At 38.1% G+C, this 20422-nt stretch carries 17 protein-coding genes; 12 read left to right on the top strand and 5 right to left on the bottom strand.

The genetic code is table 11. The annotated features are described in order from the left end of the window. The first annotated feature begins 323 nt into the window (after nt 1-323). The 3 genes from H6F62_RS13745 (at nt 324) to H6F62_RS13735 (ending at nt 4842) form a co-directional block, all read left to right on the top strand. The gene (locus tag H6F62_RS13745) at nt 324-2504 is read left to right on the top strand and encodes a nitrate reductase (protein WP_190372276.1); all 2181 of its coding nucleotides are present in this window, start codon (nt 324-326) and stop codon (nt 2502-2504) included. Between the two features lie 222 nt (nt 2505-2726). Further along, nucleotides 2727-3185, top strand: coding sequence for a phosphate-starvation-inducible PsiE family protein (locus H6F62_RS13740; protein ID WP_190372275.1), 459 nt, complete (start codon nt 2727-2729; stop codon nt 3183-3185). A gap of 289 nt (nt 3186-3474) precedes the next feature. Continuing rightward, nucleotides 3475-4842, top strand: a complete 1368-nt coding sequence (locus H6F62_RS13735) for a PrsW family glutamic-type intramembrane protease (RefSeq protein ID WP_137909263.1) — start codon at nt 3475-3477, stop codon at nt 4840-4842. Between the two features lie 32 nt (nt 4843-4874). Here the strand turns inward: H6F62_RS13735 and H6F62_RS13730 are convergent, their stop codons facing one another. Together H6F62_RS13730 and H6F62_RS13725 are read right to left on the bottom strand one after the other, a co-directional pair. Further along, complete coding sequence (locus H6F62_RS13730) at nt 4875-5504, bottom strand: hypothetical protein (RefSeq protein WP_190372274.1); 630 nt, start codon at nt 5502-5504, stop codon at nt 4875-4877. A 66-nt stretch (nt 5505-5570) separates the two neighbouring features. Further along, complete coding sequence (locus tag H6F62_RS13725) at nt 5571-7136, bottom strand: CHAT domain-containing protein (protein ID WP_137909265.1); 1566 nt, start codon at nt 7134-7136, stop codon at nt 5571-5573. A 202-nt stretch (nt 7137-7338) separates the two neighbouring features. On the opposite strand from H6F62_RS13725, the gene H6F62_RS13720 reads away from it, so the two are divergent. Next, nucleotides 7339-10041, top strand: a complete 2703-nt coding sequence (locus tag H6F62_RS13720) for a cadherin domain-containing protein (RefSeq protein WP_190372273.1) — start codon at nt 7339-7341, stop codon at nt 10039-10041. Nucleotides 10042-10250: 209 nt separating this feature from the next. Here the strand turns inward: H6F62_RS13720 and H6F62_RS13715 are convergent, their stop codons facing one another. Both H6F62_RS13715 and H6F62_RS13710 read right to left on the bottom strand, forming a co-directional pair. Next, complete coding sequence (locus H6F62_RS13715) at nt 10251-12107, bottom strand: PP2C family serine/threonine-protein phosphatase (protein WP_137909267.1); 1857 nt, start codon at nt 12105-12107, stop codon at nt 10251-10253. A 213-nt stretch (nt 12108-12320) separates the two neighbouring features. Next, entirely contained in the window at nt 12321-12677 is a 357-nt protein-coding gene (locus tag H6F62_RS13710) for an NAD(P)H-quinone oxidoreductase subunit M (protein ID WP_137909268.1), read from the bottom strand. 499 nt (nt 12678-13176) lie between these two features. Here H6F62_RS13710 and H6F62_RS13705 point away from each other — a divergent pair, with 499 nt between their 5' ends. Together H6F62_RS13705 and H6F62_RS13700 are read left to right on the top strand one after the other, a co-directional pair. Further along, nucleotides 13177-13317, top strand: a complete 141-nt coding sequence (locus H6F62_RS13705) for a hypothetical protein (protein WP_162501209.1) — start codon at nt 13177-13179, stop codon at nt 13315-13317. Between the two features lie 132 nt (nt 13318-13449). After that, nucleotides 13450-13734 (top strand): Npun_R1517 family heterocyst differentiation transcriptional regulator, encoded by a 285-nt coding sequence (locus H6F62_RS13700; RefSeq protein WP_028084297.1) that lies wholly within the window; start codon nt 13450-13452, stop codon nt 13732-13734. A 206-nt stretch (nt 13735-13940) separates the two neighbouring features. On the opposite strand, the gene H6F62_RS13695 is transcribed toward H6F62_RS13700, so the two are convergent. After that, on the bottom strand, nt 13941-14636 hold the full coding sequence (locus H6F62_RS13695) for a response regulator transcription factor (protein WP_137909269.1): 696 nt from the start codon (nt 14634-14636) through the stop codon (nt 13941-13943). A gap of 137 nt (nt 14637-14773) precedes the next feature. Here H6F62_RS13695 and trpB point away from each other — a divergent pair, with 137 nt between their 5' ends. The 6 genes from trpB to H6F62_RS13665 all read left to right on the top strand — a co-directional run bounded on the left by trpB (nt 14774) and on the right by H6F62_RS13665 (nt 20401). Then, nucleotides 14774-16012 (top strand): tryptophan synthase subunit beta, encoded by a 1239-nt coding sequence (gene trpB / locus H6F62_RS13690; protein ID WP_190372272.1) that lies wholly within the window; start codon nt 14774-14776, stop codon nt 16010-16012. 93 nt (nt 16013-16105) lie between these two features. Continuing rightward, on the top strand, nt 16106-16621 hold the full coding sequence (locus H6F62_RS13685; RefSeq protein WP_190372271.1) for a CAP domain-containing protein: 516 nt from the start codon (nt 16106-16108) through the stop codon (nt 16619-16621). Between the two features lie 312 nt (nt 16622-16933). After that, a complete protein-coding gene (locus tag H6F62_RS13680) occupies nt 16934-17497 on the top strand; it encodes a CAP domain-containing protein (protein ID WP_190372270.1) in 564 nt (187 codons plus the stop codon). Between the two features lie 267 nt (nt 17498-17764). Beyond that, on the top strand, nt 17765-18394 hold the full coding sequence (locus tag H6F62_RS13675; protein ID WP_137909014.1) for a ribonuclease D: 630 nt from the start codon (nt 17765-17767) through the stop codon (nt 18392-18394). A 1247-nt stretch (nt 18395-19641) separates the two neighbouring features. Beyond that, on the top strand, nt 19642-19953 hold the full coding sequence (locus H6F62_RS13670; protein ID WP_137909013.1) for a HetP family heterocyst commitment protein: 312 nt from the start codon (nt 19642-19644) through the stop codon (nt 19951-19953). Nucleotides 19954-20134: 181 nt separating this feature from the next. Beyond that, the gene (locus H6F62_RS13665) at nt 20135-20401 is read left to right on the top strand and encodes a hypothetical protein (RefSeq protein ID WP_190372269.1); all 267 of its coding nucleotides are present in this window, start codon (nt 20135-20137) and stop codon (nt 20399-20401) included. Nucleotides 20402-20422: the final 21 nt, after the last annotated feature.

Genomic DNA, 20422 nt, shown 5'->3' with positions numbered 1-20422 from the left:
TTGAGGCTGGTAATGGGTAATTGGTAATGGGTAATTGGTGAGTAATTTTCTGTTTTTATCCTGTTCATCCTTTAATCTTGGATATCCTGATTATGACATTTTCCCTAACTAGCAACTTACGTTAATAACATAAACTCTGCGCCTGAAGCGTCTCCCCGTGAAATCAAAAATTATAACTAAGTAGGTGAACCGAAGAAAACCGACATAAGTAACGAAAAGTAAAGTTGCCCAAAACCTCTTCCCAGTTAAGAGTTAAGAGTTCGCTGTTCCCTGTTCCCTGTTCCCTTGTCATAACGACAATTTTTAACGCCAACCTACTTACCATGAATGAATTTACTAAAACACTTTGTCCTTATTGCGGTGTCGGTTGCGGTTTAGAAGTTTCTCCACCAGCCCAACATGGAAAAGCCACAAATCGAGATGATCAAGGAATTCCCATTTGGCGAGTTAGAGGTGATAAATCCCACCCTTCCAGTCAGGGAATGGTATGTGTTAAAGGTGCGACTATTGCTGAATCTTTGGATAAAAATAGATTGTATCATCCTATGGTGCGCGATTCTTTAAATGAAGAATTTCGGCGTGTGAGTTGGAATGAAGCTTTTCATATTATTACCCAACGGATTCAAACATTGCAATTGAATCAAGCTACAGATTCAATTTGTATGTACGGTTCTGGACAATTCCAAACCGAAGATTATTATATTGCTCAAAAGCTACTCAAAGGTTGTTTAGGAACTAATAATTTCGATGCTAATTCCCGGTTGTGTATGTCTAGTGCGGTATCTGGGTACATTCAAAGTTTTGGCTCTGATGGTCCTCCTTGTTGTTACGATGATTTGGAATTAACTGATTGTGCTTTTTTAATTGGCACAAATACGGCGGAATGTCATCCAATTATTTTTAATCGCTTGGAAAAATATCATAAAAAAAATCGTCGTGTTAAAATAATTGTGGTTGATCCTCGGCGCACTCCTACCGCAGAAGCAGCCGATTTACATTTAGCTATTCGTCCAGGTACGGATATTGATTTATTAAATGGTATTGCCTATTTATTAATGAAATGGAATTATATAGATACGGTTTTTATTGATGATTGTACTAACAATTTTCCGGCTTATGCGGAAGTAATTCGCCATTATTCACCCGAGGTTGTCGCTAATAGTTGTGGTATTAGTGTTGAAGATTTAGAAACTGCTGCTAAATATTGGGGAAAATCAAAATCTGTACTTTCTTTATGGTCAATGGGTGTTAATCAATCTTCCGAAGGTACGGCTAAAGTTAGAACCATTATTAATTTACATTTGATGACCGGACAAATCGGTAAACCTGGTGCTGGTCCTTTTTCTTTAACTGGTCAACCTAATGCTATGGGTGGTAGAGAAGCGGGAGGTTTATCACATTTATTACCCGGTTATCGGTTAGTAAAAAATCCACAGCACCGCGCAGAAGTTGAGGCTTTTTGGGGTTTAGAAACAGGTCAAATTTCCTCCGTTCCGGGTTTAACTGCTTGGGAAATGATCACTGGGTTAGAAACTGGAAATGTGGGTTTATTATGGATTGCTGCGACTAATCCTGCTGTGAGTATGCCAGATTTAGAACGCACTAAACAAGCTTTATTAAAGTCTCCTTTTACTATCTATCAAGATGCTTATTATCCTACGGAAACATCAGCTTATGCTCATGTTTTATTACCTGCGTCTCAGTGGGGTGAAAAAACTGGCATTATGACTAATTCGGAAAGAAGGGTAACTCTATGTTCGGCTTTTCGTGAACCACCCAGGGAAGCAAAACCTGACTGGGAAATTTTCGCAGAAGTTGGCAAAAGATTAGGTTTTGCTGATAAGTTTAATTTCCAAAATTCGGCGGAAGTTTATCAAGAATTTGTCCAGTTAACTCGTCAGCGTCCTTGTGATATGTCTGGTTTAAGTCATGGGTTTTTAGCTGCACAAGGTCCAACTCATTGGCCTTATTCACGAGGTAGTAATTCAGAAACTAAACGTCTATATACTAATTTACGTTTTCATACCCCTGACGGACGCGCTAGGTTTGGTGCGTATTATTCTCAAGGACTCGCTGAACCACCTGATCCCAACTATCCTTTTATATTAACTACTGGTAGATTGTACGGTCATTGGCACACACAAACACGCACTGGCAGAATTGAGAAAATTCGCAAACTGCACCCCCAACCGTTTATCGAAATTCATCCCCGTGATGCTGCTAGTTTAGGTATTATTAATAATCAGTGGTTAGAAGTGCGATCGCGTCGTGGTACAACTAAGTTCCCTGCTAAAGTTACAAAAGCTATTTCTCCCGGTACTGTCTTTGTCCCTATGCACTGGGGTAAACTATGGGCTGATGACGCTGAAGCTAATACGCTTACTCATTCAGAAGCTTGTCCTGATTCTCTGCAACCAGAATTAAAGGCCTGTGCTGTGCAATTAATCCCCATTGCTGTAAAATCTAATGTTAAAAGTTATCAACTTCAATCGTCCCCATGGTAAGCTCTTATCCATACACTAATTTAACTGATAGGCGATTATCAATCGTTATGATTATGTTTTTAAATATTCTGGAAAACAGAAAAGTTTCCAACTAGTTTAAAATTAAGAAACTTCAAAAACTTTTAATTGGTGAATTTTTAATTTTTAATTGTTTATCCCCTAGATTTATCTATGGGATTTTTGTTTGATATTTTCTTCCTAATTTTTAAAAAGGAGCACCCAATGAGAAAGTTAATTAAGGATTTTCTAGGACTTGCCAGCGATAAAAATTTCATGCACATAATTGAAATTGTCGAGGTCATAGTTTCAAAAATCCTATCTTTATTGATGATAGTAGTAATATTTGCCACACTTTTTGACTTGGCAATCTTTGTTTTTAAGGAAATATTTTTTGCAGAAAAAGGTCATTTTAGTAAAACATTATTTAAGATTTTTGGCTTATTTCTCAATGTCTTAATCGCTTTAGAAATATTAGAAAATATCACGGCTTACCTGAAAAAGCACGTTCTCCAAGTCGAGTTAGTTATTGTTACTTCCTTAATTGCTATTGCTCGAAAAATTATTATTCTTGATTTGAAAGCTACTGAGGGTATAGAAATTATTGGCTTAGGTATTGCTATTCTTTCCCTATCAATTAGTTATTTGATAATTCGGAGTAGTAATTCTAGAAAGGAAAATTAAATCAGGACTATTCTAGAATAATCCTTAGGCTAGTAGTCGGGTATCTGATCCTTTCCAGGCTTAGATAGTTTTTTACTATCACCTATTTGCATATTCTTGTGTAAATTCTGTTTTGATTTTGTATTTTGAATGGAAACAAAGGGAAGGTTAGTGAAGCTATAGTATATTTATTTAGCAATGGTGCGGCTGTAGAGCTAAAGTACAAAATAGAAAGTGCCTAGCATTGTTTTAGCCCTAAGCCATGCTTCCATAAAGCTAGAGAATCTGTTTAGACACCCTCACTAACTCGATGACAGGCAAAAAAGCAAGACAGAATGCATTTCTGCGGCTGGTGGCGAAAACGACTACGCCACGCGAGCTATCGGTTGAAGTTTCAGAGTCAGCATCTCGCTACTGGTTGCTTACTGGCAAAGAAATGGTAATTGGACGTGACCCTAGCTGCCAAATTGTCTTGGATGCCATGATATACCGGATGGTATCTCGTCGTCATGCGGTAGTTTCCACTGTTCAGCAAAAGGATGGCCATTACAACTGGGTAATTTGTGATTTGAATAGTGCTAATGGCACTTTTTTAAATGGAGAACACTTAGAAGGATGTCAAGAATTACTTATGGGCGATCGCATTTCCCTTGGTACTGATGGACCACAATTTGTCTTCGAGTATGAGATTATCACTCCACCAAAGATGATAGCTCTGAATAAAGCTACAGTATTATCCTCTGTCAATAAACAAAATTCGTCTTTAAAGCAAGATTCTGTCAGCTTCACACAATTATTTCCGATTATTTCTACTGGTAAGGACTTAACCCGGAAAGCTTACTTAATACCGGGAATCCTGACGGTATTTTTTGTCGTGCTAATGTTTGCTACTGTAGGTCATCCCCAAGCTAATCAAGTAATTGTAGGATCTTATATCGCTTTTGCTGCTTACTACTTTGTTTATCAGCTTTGTGGTAAACCTAAACCTTGGTGGGTACTCATGGCTGTAGCACTGAGTACAATGTTAATTTTACTCAGTCCTCTGTTAGACTTATTTATCAAAGTATTCAGAGAGATTTTACCTGGCTCCTTGGACCCTGCTTCTCAAAATGGGATTACCTTTACCGAATTACTAGTACGGATGTTTTTTGGTGCGGGATTAATGGAGGAGTTGCTAAAAATATTACCAGTATTAGCAGCATATCTGATGGGAAATTTATTACCGTCACCCTGGCGAGAACGAATTGGGGTTTGGGAACCTCTAGATGGTATCCTTTTAGGTACGGCTTCCGCTGTGGGTTTTACTTTACTGGAAACTCTTGGTCAATATGTACCCTTAATTTCTGAAAATTCTGGTCAATTGGTGGGTTTACAGCTACTAATTCCCCGCATTTTAGGCTCTGTAGCTGGACACATGGCTTACAGCGGCTATTTAGGCTATTTTATTGGTTTGGCTGTGTTAAAACCCCTGAGAGGAAAGCAAATTCTCTCAGTAGGTTATTTGAGCGCCTCTGCACTTCACGCTTTATGGAATGCGACAGGTTCTATTAATGCTTTTTTGTTGGTCGTAGTTGGTGTTTTATCTTATGCTTTTTTAATGGCGGCTATTCTCAAAGCACGAGTATTATCACCAACCAGATCACAAAACTTCGCTACCCGCTTTCTTGACCCAAAATAAACTCCAAAATCAACTATGGCAACAGAGTAAAATTAGGGTTGAGAGTTAGATTTTGAAAGATATTCCAGGGCATAATTTGCGATCGCTAAACTAATTTTAGCCTGTTCTATTTCTGATAAATTAGACCAATCTCGATTTTCCAAGTCTTTAATTACAGATGTCAATTTATCTGGTTCACTACTTCGCATATAATAAGCAAAAGGACGGGCTAAAACTAATAGATCATCTCTGTCCCAATTGGGTAATAAAGTTTGTACACATTCTACTAGTTTCTCACTGGCTGATTTTTCCACCATCAAGACGACTGTAGCTTTTTGTGCGATATCCATGAGCAAGAATTCAGGGATCACCGAAAAAGCATTTGACAAAGCTTTTTGGAGGTAATTAACTGTATTATTCCTAATATTTCCAGTTTCAGCCACAGTTTGTCCCCAAATTTTATCTAAATTATGATAAAAATTATTGGCATTTTCTATCAGTTTGCTTGCTGAGAAATCTTGCCTGTTAAACTGTTGTTCTAAATCATCAAAATAAGCCTCGGAGCATACATCAGCCGGATTCCATGGGTAAATAGCATCTTCAGATGCTAACAGTGCTTCTAGTAGTTCTAAATCGAGAGCATTGAAGTTGTTAATATTTTTCATGTTCCTGTCATTATTCATTCGGTCTTGTTGATAGCTACAATCTCAAAAATTAAGTTTTCGTATTAATTCAATAATTTATTGATATTATTCACGAATAAATTCCCAAATTTCACCCTTAGCACTGCCAAACATTAACTGCATTCCTGATGTTAAAGGTACTTCCTCCCGGAGGATCTGTTGCCAACCGTTGGGGCTTAAATACCAGGTAGTTCCATAAGTAGATACATCTTGCAGATAATAAATCGTACTCAGTGTATTTTCAATTAGGGTATTTCGGCATAAAATTTTCGCGTGGTGTCTAGAAATATAAATTTCCGGGATCACAATATCATTATCCCTCGTGCGGCCGATGCGGGTGACTCCAGGACCTAATAACCAAGTTTTCCCCCCGGGTGAGAGCGATCTCATACAAGCTGTCTTTACAGGCGAATATATGCGAGAATCGGGAATTTCTGTAATTCCTTCATCTACGCTTTTAATTAGTTCTCCATCAAAATCAGGATGGAGGTAGAGAACTGGTAATGTCCAAGCTGGTTGATTGAATTTATACAGTGTTAACAGTTCTTGTCTCGCGGCTGCTACTGCTTCATCAATTGATTTGCCCCGTCGCAATGCTTCCGCAAAAGCTTTAATAAAACTATGACTTTCAGCATCAGTAATTTCATCACGCATCCCTAATACAGCAGGTACACCATGGCGAATCAGCACTTCTGCCAAACTACTAGCAGGTATAGCTTGGTGATTGATTGCTGCTGGTCGCGCTCCCCAACAAGCGTTAAAAACTCCTAGTTTTACACCTGTACGAGTGAGAACATGAGCTAATTCTATGCCATTAATGTTGTCTCCAGTCGCTAAAAATAATAAGCCTCCATCTGGGTCTGGTAGTCCGTGTCCGCCATAAAATAAAACATTATAAGCTTTGGTTTCTAACTCCTGAATTAACTCTGTTCTGGTGGGTTGTATCAGTGTTTTCATTGTACAAGGTGCATATTCTGAGGCGGTTTTTCCTGCAGGACGATCTTTTAATAAGATATTTTTCAGTAAGGACACTTCCTGATCTAGTTGTAATTTATGATCACATCCTAATACCACCAGAATATTTAAAGCTTTATCAGTTCGCAAATGTGATAGAGGTTCAACTTCATTGCTGGTGCGACTAAATAAAATATCCTGGGTCAGAGATATAGCTCGTTGTCCGGCTTGCGGCTGCATAATTTCCCAAGGTAAGGCAATTAGATCAGGATCACGAATTTCCAACCGAAAGCGTAATTGCCTTTTTTGCCCCGTAGCCATACCCCGGCTACGTTCCCAACTACTAAGAATCACTCCATCAAATACCCACTGCCATAATTTGATGCCCAAGGATTGCATCAAACGAACACTGTAAGGACTTTTAGTTTGACCTTCAACCGCTGAAATTTCAGCTAGGGGTAGGCTAACTGATGGAAAAGTTGAAGCATGGGTAATATCTAAGGGACTCTTGCTGGCAAACATTTGCCGCCATTGTTGCCAAACTTGATTCAGTTCGGCGGAAAAAACACAATCACGGAGAACATAGCCACTGGGATAGGGAGCTTTGACTACCCAAATGACGAAGTTATCTGTACCAGTATTGACTAGACGGGCGATCGCTAAATTCAGACCGGACATGGCTTGGGGAACTAAATGTTAAACAGATACAAATATTCTAGGCAGAAAGGAAAATTAGACAAGCAAGTATTTTTGCCATGGATAATATTTATTTTTAGACAATATAGTGTAAAATAGTTTTGTTTGTATCATCACTCACTCAAGTTATCACTATTTGCCAATTTTACTGACGAAAAACGTTAATAACTATACATACATTAGCATGACAATTACAGTTGAAAACCTTAATAAAGTGCCAATTTTAAATAGTGCGATCGCAGATCAAACAGGTAAGGTCAATTCTACCTTCACATTTACACTGCCTGAAAATACCTTTTCCGACCTAGACGCAGTTAATCCTTATAAGAACCTGGTCATCTTTGGTGACAGTTTATCAGATACAGGTAACGCCTACCAAGCATCAGGTAATACCTTTCCACCACCACCTAATTATCAAGGTCGTCTTTCTAATGGCTTAATTTGGATTGATTACCTGGCACGAAATTTACAATTTACAGACCAATCAATTGAAAACTTCGCCTTTTCGGGGGCAAATACAGGGGTAAGCAACACTTTTGGGCAAATCACTGTACCTGGCTTACTAACACAAATTCAGCAATTTAAAACTTTAAATACCGCCACACCCGTGGGTAAAGATGGATTGTACGTAATCTGGGCTGGTGGTAATGATTTTCTAAATCTTGCCACCAATCCTACTCAAGCTATAACTAATGCAGTTACTAATATTAGTAGTGCGATTACAACGTTAGCAGAATTAGGTGCTAAAGAAATTGTTGTTGGCAATTTACCAGATTTGGGTGCTACTCCTTTAAGTATTGCTAATAATAATGTAGATAATGCCAGATTAATTTCTATTGGCTTTAATGCAGCTTTAACCCAAGCTTTAACCAACTTAGAACCAGTCCTCAATGTTGATTTATCTTTAGTAGATATCTTTGGTTTGAGTGCAGCATTTCAGGCTAATCCTGCTAGTTACAACTTTACTAATATTACCCAACCTCTAATTACAGCCACTAATCCAGTTGACCCAAATCAATACGCTTTCTGGGACGATTTTCATCCCACGACAAAACTTCATCAATTATTCACAGCTACATTTGAAAATACGCTGCTCAATGAGGGCGTAATTCCTGATTTGATTAAATATTCAGCTACTTTAGCTGATGGCAGTAATTTACCAGACTGGCTGAATTTTAACTCTACAACTCGAACCTTTACTGGTACTCCTAAAACAGCAAATATAGGTCAATTAAATGTCAAGGTGATTGCTACAGATAAGGACGGAGCGAATGTTAGTGATATCTTTACTCTCTATGTAGAAAACGTCAACAATACACCTACTAACATCACCATAAATAATAGCAACATTGCCGAAAACCAAGCCATTGGTACAGTGATTGGTAATCTTTCCACTACAGACCCAGATACAGGAAACACCTTTACCTATAGTTTAGTATCAGGAACAGGTGCAACAGATAATAGTTTATTTACCATTAGCGGAAATCAACTTAAAACCAACTCTGTATTTAACTTTGAAACCAAAAACAGTTATAGCATTAGAGTCAAAACCACAGACCAAGGTGGGTTATCCTTCGAGAAACAATTAACCATTGGAGTCAGCAACGTTAACGAAACTCCTACTAACCTCACACTCTCCACCAGCACAGTTGCGGAAAACAAGACTGTTGGTACAGTGGTTGGTAATCTTAGTAGCACAGACCCAGATGCTAACAACACCTTTACCTATAGTTTAGTATCAGGAACAGGTGCAACAGATAATAGTTTATTTACCATTAGCGGAAATCAACTTAAAACCAACTCTGTATTTAACTTTGAAACCAAAAACAGTTATAGCATTAGAGTCAAAACCACAGACCAAGGTGGGTTATCCTTCGAGAAACAATTAACCATTGGAGTCAGCAACGTTAACGAAACTCCTACTAACCTCACACTCTCCACCAGCACAATTGCGGAAAACCAAATTATTGGTACAGTAGTGGGTAATCTTTCCACCACAGACCCAGATACAGCAAACACCTTTACCTATAGTTTAGTCACCGGCACAGGTGCAACGGATAATAGTTTATTCACCATTAGCGGAAATCAACTTAAAACCAACTCTGTCTTTGACTTTGAAACCAAAAACAGTTACAGCATTCGCGTTCAAACCAGAGACCAGGGTGGTTTAACCTATCAAAAACAATTGACTATAAATATCAGCAACCTAACAGACAATACAATCACTGGTACAGCAAATACAAATAACATTACCACCACCAACGACAAAGATATCATTGATGCAGTTGCAGGAAATGACACAATTACCAGCGTCTTTACCAACTTACAACAAAATGACAACATCAATGGTGGTCTTGGCACAGATACCCTGATTATTACCGGAGGAACAAGTGCTAATAGTCTGACAATTAATGCTAACAACACCACTAATCAAATTGGCAATATTCCCGGAACAACAGTATTAGGATTTGAACGCTTTGATTTAAGTACCTTTACAGGTAACGTCAATTTTACTGGTACTGATGGTAATGATTGGATTAAAGGTGGTTCTGGTACTGGTAATTTATCTGGTGGTAAAGGTAACGATAGCCTATACTTAGGTAGTGATACTGCTGTAGATAACGTTAACTACGTTCTTGGTCATGGTACAGATACAGTTTACCAATTTGTGCGCGGTGCTGGTGGCGATAAACTGAACTTTACAGGTATTGCCAATTTTGATGTGATTACATCAGGTAATTCTACATTAGTGCGGGCTGGAGATGGTATTATTGGTAATACTGGTTTTGGTACTGGTCAATCATTAGTGACTTTATCCGGTACATCAGGATTTAATAGCACCAATGCGAGTTTAAACCTGTTCGGAGGTAATTTCTTGTTTAGTTAATAGCTTTGTTGGGTTGAGAAAATCCAACACCCAAGCTAAAATAAATTAGGTGATAATGGTGGGTTACGCTACGCTAACCCACCCTACAATTATCTACAATCATCACAAGCAACCCCACTACCCCCACCCTCAAAAAATGGCATTTTATCAGCAGGGTCTGAGGGCTGTGATTCTTATCCAACAACCTCTCTAGCTTCTTTGTCGCCCCCTCAAGGTGGGGACTGACTAGAAGATGGAGAATGAGAGGGAATTATGTTTCTTGGTGATTGGAGTTGTGTGAGTTTAAACCAGTATCCTAACAAAAAAGCTAATAAAGTTAATCCTAAAATAACAAACAGCTGTAATGGTATTTGGGAAAATTTAACGGTCTTATTTACGGTCTTATTTTCCGTTAACACTCGAGTTTTCTGGTGATCATCCAATGGATCTAATTCTGTGTCAGCTAAAACCTGAGAAATATCTACTGTAATTGTTATATCTGGTTCAGAATATTTCACATCATAATGTACTAAAGCAATGGTGACATTATCATGTCCATTTTTAGTATTGGCAATTTCTATCAGTCGTTGTCCAACATTTTCTATAGTTTTTTTATCGGATAATATAGGTAATATTTCTGATTCCCAAGATTCTTCAACTCGGTCAAAATCACTCAAACCATCGGATGTCAGTAAGAAAACAGCATCTTCATCAATAATAAAGCGTTGTGATGTGGGGTGTAATGAGGTACTTTTACTCATTCCCAAAGCCTGAACTAAGGATCCAGAACCACTGTGTTGCAATGCTTCTCTATAAAGCGAATAGCCCAAACGAACTTCACGGGAAGCGACATCATCATCTAAGGTAACTTGATGACAATTATGACGAGTAATCCAATAGGCACGACTATCACCGACATGAGTAATATACATTTCATAGGCCATAGGTAAAGCCATGACAATGGTTGTTCCCATGCGTTGTCGTCCTTGACGATGTTCGCTATCGTTTTGCTGGCTAATTTTGTCGTTAGCGGTTGCTACTACTTGTTCTAACTTGTACAGTATAAGTGAGGGATTTATTTGATTCTCAGTAACTGAAGTCAGTTCTTTGACTTCTTGCACGATAGTTTCAATTGCTAAATTAGAAGCCACACTACCTCCCTCGTGTCCACCAATACCATCACAGACAATTGCCAGGGCGTTATCCTGGGGCGGTTTAGTGATCAAAGTGTCGCGGGAAGGGTAACAGGCATCTTCATTCCGTGGACGGACTGGACCTGAGTCTGTTTTAGTATAGATTTTAATAGTAGTTGTTTGGAATCTTTCTAATTGCTTCAATCCCTGATCTAAAATTTGAATTAGTTGGCTTGACGAATTAATTTTCCCGTCCATCAGAAGCTGACATAATTCTTGAATAAAAGGAGCAATATTTGGTTTGGCATTTTTGAGCAGTTGTCGCCAAAATTCTCCCAATTGAGATAATGTCGGTGTGTTTTCTCTATCAAAACGCAATTCTAATAAGCGAACTAATACACCTTCGACTCTCAATACATCAGGGTCTAAAAGGGTAGATACTACACCTTGAATGTCCATGGGTTGCCATAAATTTGCTATTTGCCATAGCCAATGAATTTGGCGGATTGATGAGGCTTCCTTCCAGGCATCATCTAAGCTAATGCACAGACTTGTTTTAGTAATACTCGGATCAACTAATAATGGCGGTCTTTCTAATAATAATATTTCTGCTTGGGGCTGCTCATTACCTAAATTGAGGATTCCATAAACTTGGGGTATATGGAGACGATAGGGAATTAGTTTCAGATAAGGTCTAATTTTCTCTAAATCCTCTAATTCAGGAATTTGGGGCAATAACCCAGGTTTGATATCTAAAAGTATGGATTTATTAATGACTAAATAGCGATCAGCTAAGATAGATCCGGGATGGCTTGGGCTGAAATCATCCCCCACAGCCCAGAGGTAACGCTTAGGTAAGGGTGTAGAACACTGCTGGCAAAATTTGTGGGTGAGGGGATTAGCAGATTGACAATATTCATTTGGGCAGCAGAGCGTTACCGCATCATTTTCCATAGTTTTCCCACCGATTCTGCAATTGGCATTTTCTTCAACAGTATTTGGTAGCGGCTTATGATACCGCCCATATTTTTTTAACCCACAGCCTGATCATAACTGCTATTGTGCTGGGAATATGTAGCTATAGCAGAACTAATTTTCAACTTGTCACTAAAGCTTGACATACCTGGCGAATTAGATTCGCCAGGGCTAGGTAGATATGTACTAAGTTTATTGATTCTCTACAACTGCAACTTGAGGTAGTCCCATGCTGTAGTTAGTAACGCGACTAGAGAGATTGTAGCTAATTTCGCCTTTTTGGAGGAGCGATCGCAGATAATGCTCTAAGTCTGAACCAATGCGACGTAAGTTATAATCGCTTAGATCCTCGCCACTAGATGCTTCTACCAGTTGATCAAACTGGCGATAAACTTTTTGTAGGGCGTCTTCGTTCCAGTTAAATTCATTGTCTGGATCAACGTCTAGTGTCAAGACTTGATTACTGGGAATCAGTTCATAGGAGTCCATTTCCGCCGCAAAAATGCGAATATGACGGGTTGTGGACTTGAGCAGCATTGGGTTATCCATGAGGGTGTAAGAGTTTGGCTGAATTACACTGCAATTATTGTAACAATAATACAGAAGTTTAGGAGTTGGTGGGGCTGAGAATTTTGGAAATTGATTTTTTCTCTGTATGTGATTGTTCACAAAACATTTTTTGATATTTTTGCTGATTCTGCTTTTTTATGATGTATATGTACTTGTATTATAGTGACTTTACCAAACTTTTTACCCCATGGGGTAGCTTTTCCTATAATTATAAATTGCATTGATCAAAGGAGCATCTTGATGACAATTATTTAAGTATGACAACGTAGCAAAAATAAAAATAATAATATTTCTTGACGTTTTGAACAAGTTGATGTAAAAAACTTTAACAAGGACTAATTAGTTTTTTACGAAAACTTTATGGTATGGCAGAGCAAAAACTGAATAATAGTTCATGGCTTGCATGAGCCATAACTGATAAAGAAACATCAGAAAACAGTAGGATATAGCTAAAAAAATACAGGGGGAGTAAAATAGAGTGTCAATTTGGCGTTGGAGAATTGACGTAGAAAAGCATAAAAATATGGCTATGCCACCCAAGCTATCAAAATCTCAAACTTCGCGCCTTTGTGTCTTGACGCAAAACATAGTTTATGCTGCTATGATGCAAAGCCGCTAGTTTTATGGATGAGGAAAAATTCTTATCTTCAAAAACTTTGGATTCACAAAAGTATAGGGAAAGTATAAGTAATTTTTCTGGAGATCTAGTCCATCACCCGTATGACCACTAAGTAGAGGAATCTTCAAAACTATGAACTCCAAAGCATTACCGCGCCAAATAAATAATCTCGAGGTCGGTGTTTATGAGTGTGAAATCCACCTCAAATTCCGCCTGATTGAAGAAAAAAGTCTGTTAAGCGATCGGGAGCAACTGTTACAAGTATTACTAGAGGCTTTAACGGAAGGGTCTGATGAATTTTTAGAAACCTTACAAGCATCTGTAAAAGCTCAGGAAATATCGGAGTTTAAAGCCTCCCCACAAATGCGTCGCCAACTCATGCGCTTACGCAATTTCTCCGATACTATCCCACAATAGTAATCGCTGTAATTTTGCATAATCACAAGCCTGATTTAGAGCTTTGGAGATTAACTTTTTCAGAGGTCTCCACCTGTTTTTCCTAATCATGAGTTGGCTGGGAAACGTGAAATTAGGTCTACATATCACTAGAAAAAATTATCCAGGTGCATTTACCATTTATTTACCAATTAACTGCCATAACTGCCATCATCGGTGCCGGAGGTTTACTTAGCTAGACCATGTTCTAGAGCAAAACGAACCAACTCTGTGCGGCTATTAGTACCAGTCTTACTAAATAAACGACTGACATATTTTTCCACATTGCGGACACTTGTTTCCAAGCGACGGGCAATTTCTTTGTTCATCAATCCTTCAGCTACTAGGTTTAAAACACTTTGCTCTCTAGGAGTCAAATCTATCTTAAAAGGGGCTGGGGATTGGGATATGGCACTTCTATGAGTTAATAGTATTCTAATTTGAGCGATTTGATTAGCCAATTCGGCAAGATTTGGAGTTTCGCCCTCCTCGCCAGCAGCGGAGGTTTGAGCGCTGCGACGAGCCAATAAATTTTCGACTATGGCCACTAATTCATCGGGATCGAAGGGTTTGGGTAAATAAGCGTCAACACTCGCTTTGTAGCCTTGAATGCGATCGCCTGTCATGCCTTTGGCGGTTAAAAACACCACAGGCAATGCTTGAAAACGGGGATCATCGCGCAGTTGTTTGAGGAACTGATAGCCATCCACCTGGGGCATCATAATATCAGAAATCACTAAATCAGCGGTGTTCTCTTGCATCCAGTCCCAACCTTCACGGGCATTACTGGCAGTTTGAACCCTAAAACCACTTTCTTGCAAGTATTCTTTCACGGCTTCCCGCAATCCCGGTTCGTCATCTACCAGTAACAGTTGTGCTGACATTGAAAATTCCTATAAGTGTACATTCTCCTAATGTAGCGAAATTTGGTAAAGATTGACTACTAGACAACCAGAGCATTCTCAACAAGTCTAGAATTAAAATTAACTTTGTTCTCTAAATTTTAGATTTTACCTAATCTGTGACTACTACACCCCTCTCTCTGAATTTCTCACAAACTGCTTTAGTTCCCGATACTTTAGGACGTTTTGGCCGCTTTGGTGGTAAATATGTTCCTGAAACCCTCATGCCAGCTTTAGCTGAATTAGAAACAGCATATCAGCAATATCGCCATGAACCTGGTTTTCAAGCTGAATTACAAGGTTTATTACGTGATTATGTCGGACGTGCCACACCTTTGTATTTTGCCGAACGCCTTACCGCTAATTATGCCCGTCCTGATGGTACAGGAGCGCAAATCTATTTAAAGCGTGAAGACTTGAATCATACTGGCGCACATAAAATTAACAATGCCCTTGGTCAAGTATTATTGGCAAAGCGTATGGGCAAAAAGCGCATTATTGCAGAAACCGGGGCGGGACAACATGGCGTAGCGACGGCTACAGTTTGCGCTCGGTTTGGTTTAGAATGTATTATTTACATGGGTGTTCATGATATGGAACGCCAATCTTTAAATGTGTTCAGAATGCGGTTGATGGGGGCAGAAGTTCGTCCAGTGTCTGCAGGTACGGGAACTCTCAAAGATGCCACTTCTGAAGCCATTAGGGACTGGGTAACGAACGTAGAAACTACCCATTACATCCTCGGTTCTGTGGCAGGTCCCCATCCTTACCCCATGATGGTGCGGGATTTTCATGCTGTAATTGGTGAAGAAACCCGCGCTCAAGCTATGGAAAAATGGGGCGGTTTACCTGATATTCTCTTGGCTTGTGTGGGTGGTGGTTCTAACGCTATGGGACTATTTCACGAGTTTGTTCCAGAACCGTCGGTACGTTTAATTGGCATAGAAGCCGCTGGAGAAGGTGTAAATACTGATAAACACGCTGCTACCCTCACGAAAGGAACAGTGGGTGTATTACATGGTTCCATGAGTTATCTTTTGCAAGATGAGGACGGTCAAGTGATTGAACCGCATTCCATTAGTGCTGGTTTAGACTATCCCGGTGTAGGTCCAGAACACAGTTATATGAAGGATATTGGTCGCGCTGAATATTATAGTGTTACCGATGCTGAAGCTTTGGACGCATTTCAGAGACTGTCTAAATTAGAGGGTATTATACCAGCATTAGAAACTTCTCATGCGATCGCCTATTTAGAAATTCTTTGTCCACAACTTGCTGGTAGTCCCAAAATAATCATCAACTGTTCTGGAAGGGGTGACAAGGATGTACAAACTGCTGCTAAGTTCTTAATTCATTAAGTACAGTTGGGGAGAATTACTCACAAGTTCTTTTGAGCTTGTGAGTAATTTCATCTACCTCCCCAAAGAATTAATTTTCAAAGGTGATCAATCATGCTGAAAAGCTTTATTTTCGCTGCTAGTGCGGGTTTTTTGGTTTTAGTTAGTGGGACAATGGCTAGTTCAGAACCTAATTTCTCGACCAGATTAACTTCTAATGACCAAATTGCACAAGGTAATGTGAATACTGCTACGCTAAAAGCAGCGGTTTTCCAAAAAATCAACCAGTACCGGGTTTCGCAAAATTTACCCGCTCTTACCCGTAATTCTACTATTGACAATCAAGCGAGAATTCACAGTCAAAATATGGCTAGTGGTAAAGTCGCTTTTGGACATGATGGATTTTCAGGACGAGTAGCAGCAACAGGTATTGCTTACAGTCGAGTCGCCGAAAATGTCGCTTATAACCAGGGACATCAAGATCCCGCGGCTCAAGCCGTTCAAGGCTGGCTGAATAGTTCAGGACATTTAGCCAATATTAAAGGGAATTATAACCAAACGGGGATTGGTGTAGCCAGTAATAATCAGGGAAAAATTTATTTTACACAAATTTTCTTGCGGTCAAGATAAGTCTTTGTAAATTATAAGATTTTAGTATCCATGACATCTATCATTGGATACTATTTTTTATTAATTATTTTAATTTTAATTAGTAATGTAGTGTAAATAGCATTGACAAAACCTATTCTCTGTTAAGACTAAATATGGCTGCTCTAGGTGATGACAATAAACAAAAGTATTATCCAAATAACTGATTTAAATTGTGAAAATTTGATAATTCTTGAGTTTATATTTGGCAAATAGTATCCTGGTAAGTATTCTGATCATCAGAAGATAGGGTATATATCCAATAAATCCATACATTAGTTAATTTAAACCTCTATGTTACGACAAACTGCTTTTGGCATCGCTTTAAGTACGCTTGTCCTTGCTAGTGGCTATATGACTGCTGCGAACCCAGATAATAGTTTTGCTAAACAAACTGGCCGATATCAGCGTTCATCACTTGTGACAAGTCAAGCCAAAATATCTAATCTTAGTTTTCAAACCAATAGTTTAGAGAAATCAGTTTTTACTCAAATTAATCAATATCGAGCAAAACGGGGACTAGGACAGTTAAATTTAAGTGAAAAGATCAGTCAGCAAGCGAGAATTCACAGTCAAAATATGGCTACTGGTAAAGTTCCTTTTAGTCATCAAGGATTTGAACGGCGCGTTATGGCTATTCCTCTTAAATACAGCAGTGCAGCCGAAAATGTCGCTTACAATACGGGATATAGCAATCCTGCAAATGAGGCGGTTTCTGGCTGGTTAAAAAGTCCTGGACATCTCAAAAATCTTCAGGGTAAATATAATCTAACTGGGGTTGGTGTGGCTACCAATGAGCAAGGACAAGTCTATCTAACACAAATATTTTTAAACGCTAGAGTTCCAGGGCGCAATTAAGAATTAGTCTTGGCATAATGGCGGTATGAATTATGTTTCGCGCCCAGGTAAAAAAGAGCAAAGGCGCGAAGGAAAAGAGATTTTTAATTTTCCTTTTTTCTACTTCAATTCAACAACACTAATAATTAAAAAATTTTACAATCTTAAAAGATGCCTCTTGTTCGATAAGGGGTATAAATGAGCTTGTGAATTTTGCTTTTTTAACTGGAGTGTGAGAAATAGTATTATGATCTGGCACAATAAAGATAATTTATATTTGATAACTTCATGATATTGCAGGATTTTCAAGTTGGTGACGGCGATTTAAGTGATGCTGCCCTTTCTGAGTATTTAAAAGCTTCAGCGATCGCTGTTGATACAGAAACAATGGGACTTTTGCCACAACGAGACCGTTTGTGTCTGGTTCAACTTTGTAACCCAGAAGGCCAAGTCACCGCTATTCGCGTATCTAAAGGACAAACAGCCGCACCTAATTTAAAAACACTTATGGAAGCAACCCATATCGTCAAAGTTTTTCACTTTGCTAGGTTTGATATGGCTACTTTAAGGCACAATTTAAACATTTTTGTTCAGCCCGTCTTTTGTACTAAAATTGCTAGTAAGTTAGCACGTACTTATACAAATCGTCACGGGCTAAAAGACGTAGTATTAGAAATAGAAAAAGTAGAATTAGATAAAAGCGCCCAAAGTTCTGATTGGGGTAATGCTAGTAATTTATCCCAAGTACAATTAAGTTATGCTGCTAATGACGTTCGTTACCTACTGAGTATACAGCAAAAACTTACAGTTATGTTAAAACGGGAAGAACGTTGGCAACTGGCCCAAGAATGTTTTCAAACTTTATCCACAATTGTCACCTTAGATTTATTACAATTCAAAGACTTATTTGAACATTAGACATCTTAGGGACTTACGCAAAGTAGGGCTAATTTATGAAGTTCCCCTGAATAAGATAGAACTTACCCATACCCACGAGTCACGGAATAGCGTTCGCGTAGCGTGTCCATAGCTTGCGTAGCGACGCAGGAGCTATACACCACTCCAGGTACAGAGGTCACGGAGAAATGGGGGTTTAGGGAGAGATATTTTGCGTAAGTCTTGTAAGAATAGGCTTTCAATAATCCAAAAACTTGATAATCATCTTCTCAGTCGCTTTAATAAGTTGGGTATTTCGTGATCAGGTGTAACTAATTTAGCTAGAGAATTAAAAATAACCAATAACCAAAAAAATTTCCACTACTATAGGGGCTATTTAAGATTTTGTAAATACTGCTTATGACACTATTTAAACAGTCATACAATATTGAATTACCTCTGATCTACATTTTTGTAAATACTCCTTATGACACTATTTAAACAGTCATTTGATACGCAATTGAAGCCTGACATTTTCTCTACTATTTAGAGGCACAAAGTGCCAATTTGGCTGACTAGTTACTGAAAACATAGTATTCTATATGTAATAGTGTCACAATGGGTATTTACAAAACTGTAGATAGCAAATGTCAGGAAATATTTCAATATTGTATGACTATTTAAATAGTGTCATAATTAGAGTAGCTGTATTTCCTATTCGTTATCAAACAATCAAATTAAGTATAAAATCTGGGAATTTACCTATATTTTTTACTAATATAAGGGTAGTGAGTTTAGTAATTTACCAATTTATACACTCAAACAATTCAGAATCTAATCTATGTAGATAAAAAATTGCCCATGATATAACAAAGATTACAAAACTAATAATTACTTGACAGATATAGGGTTACTTGAATGTCAACCACTTCTGAACAAAGCTCACAAAAACTTAATAAAGTTCTCTGATAACCACAAATAATATTGATATTTAATCGAAAAGTTATCGCTATACTCGAATTTAGATATCAAAGTTACTTACCAAGAGAATTGAATCCTTTGCATATTACGTGCATATAACGCTGTGAGATCAGATATCCCATGAATTTCTCCATGTAAGTTGGGATTTAGAGGATTAGAAGTCAGGAGTTAAAAGACTGATCAAATCAGGATAAAAATTCCCAAATTTGACCATAAAAGTCTTATTAATTTGGACTAGAAAGATTCTCTATTCTCAGTTATTACGACTTATTAACTTTCAGTCCTACAAGATTAAATCAGGGTTAGTTATGAACTATCAAGCTTCTTATTCTCAGAAAGATTTTCATAGTGTTATCACTCCTGAACAATTCAATCATATCATCGAAGCTATTGCTGATGGTCGGTATTCTTGGGCTTGTGTGCTGATTTTACGTTATATTGGTTATAATCCAATCCATTATATTCCTCAACGTACTTACAGCCGATTAATTAAAGAAAACCGTCAAATTTCTGCACTGGTAACAGCTAGTAAACAAAAAACGAAAGCTGATATTCAAGCTTCTGTCAATAGTCCTAATTACAGAGATTTATCTCAACTTATAACCGCAGGAGAAAGGTAGACTCAACTGTAAATGATTTCGGATACCTGTTGTTATATATCCCATGCTAAAGTTAGTATGGGGTATTTTATAGTATGGCAGGGAATTAGTTTGAATATTAGCCAATAGATAGATGAAAATTATGATAATTTTTGCCAGTCTAGAAGACAGAGTAATCTTTAATTCATGAAGATATAAGACAATGGCTAAAATATTACAGTCCAATACCGATATTTATCAAATTGATGTCAAGTTGCTTCTGGAAGATATTACTCCAGAGGAAACAGAGGTTTTTTTAGGGGGTTATTGCGATATTGATTTATTCAAAAATAAGTTAAAAAAACAAAATATCAGTGGAGATGATAAATACAGTAAGCAGAAAATTAACAGTATAGATAATTCCAAAAAAACCTACTTTAATGGGGTATCTATACCCAGGAAAGGAAACACTGTAATTATATACGAATAATATAAAGATATAAATAATATA

Origin of the sequence: Anabaena sp. FACHB-1391, assembly GCF_014696755.1 — a bacterium.
Classification (GTDB): Bacteria; Cyanobacteriota; Cyanobacteriia; order Cyanobacteriales; family Nostocaceae; genus Dolichospermum; species Dolichospermum planctonicum.
The sequence above is the reverse complement of the archived record's forward strand: the minus strand, read 5'-3'. Positions and strand labels throughout refer to the sequence as shown.

What these genes read in the sequence shown, in the direction of transcription:
- H6F62_RS13700 (WP_028084297.1), top strand. Translation starts at nt 13,450, where the DNA reads ATGAACTCCAAAGCATTACCGCGCCAAATAAATAATCTCGAGGTCGGT.
- H6F62_RS13735 (WP_137909263.1), top strand. Translation starts at nt 3,475, where the DNA reads ATGACAGGCAAAAAAGCAAGACAGAATGCATTTCTGCGGCTGGTGGCG.
- H6F62_RS13710 (WP_137909268.1), bottom strand. Translation starts at nt 12,677, where the DNA reads ATGGATAACCCAATGCTGCTCAAGTCCACAACCCGTCATATTCGCATT.
- H6F62_RS13675 (WP_137909014.1), top strand. Translation starts at nt 17,765, where the DNA reads ATGATATTGCAGGATTTTCAAGTTGGTGACGGCGATTTAAGTGATGCT.
- H6F62_RS13670 (WP_137909013.1), top strand. Translation starts at nt 19,642, where the DNA reads ATGAACTATCAAGCTTCTTATTCTCAGAAAGATTTTCATAGTGTTATC.
- H6F62_RS13725 (WP_137909265.1), bottom strand. Translation starts at nt 7,136, where the DNA reads ATGTCCGGTCTGAATTTAGCGATCGCCCGTCTAGTCAATACTGGTACA.
- H6F62_RS13680 (WP_190372270.1), top strand. Translation starts at nt 16,934, where the DNA reads ATGTTACGACAAACTGCTTTTGGCATCGCTTTAAGTACGCTTGTCCTT.
- H6F62_RS13720 (WP_190372273.1), top strand. Translation starts at nt 7,339, where the DNA reads ATGACAATTACAGTTGAAAACCTTAATAAAGTGCCAATTTTAAATAGT.
- H6F62_RS13730 (WP_190372274.1), bottom strand. Translation starts at nt 5,504, where the DNA reads ATGAATAATGACAGGAACATGAAAAATATTAACAACTTCAATGCTCTC.
- H6F62_RS13715 (WP_137909267.1), bottom strand. Translation starts at nt 12,107, where the DNA reads ATGGAAAATGATGCGGTAACGCTCTGCTGCCCAAATGAATATTGTCAA.
- H6F62_RS13745 (WP_190372276.1), top strand. Translation starts at nt 324, where the DNA reads ATGAATGAATTTACTAAAACACTTTGTCCTTATTGCGGTGTCGGTTGC.
- H6F62_RS13695 (WP_137909269.1), bottom strand. Translation starts at nt 14,636, where the DNA reads ATGTCAGCACAACTGTTACTGGTAGATGACGAACCGGGATTGCGGGAA.
- H6F62_RS13665 (WP_190372269.1), top strand. Translation starts at nt 20,135, where the DNA reads ATGGCTAAAATATTACAGTCCAATACCGATATTTATCAAATTGATGTC.
- H6F62_RS13685 (WP_190372271.1), top strand. Translation starts at nt 16,106, where the DNA reads ATGCTGAAAAGCTTTATTTTCGCTGCTAGTGCGGGTTTTTTGGTTTTA.
- H6F62_RS13740 (WP_190372275.1), top strand. Translation starts at nt 2,727, where the DNA reads ATGAGAAAGTTAATTAAGGATTTTCTAGGACTTGCCAGCGATAAAAAT.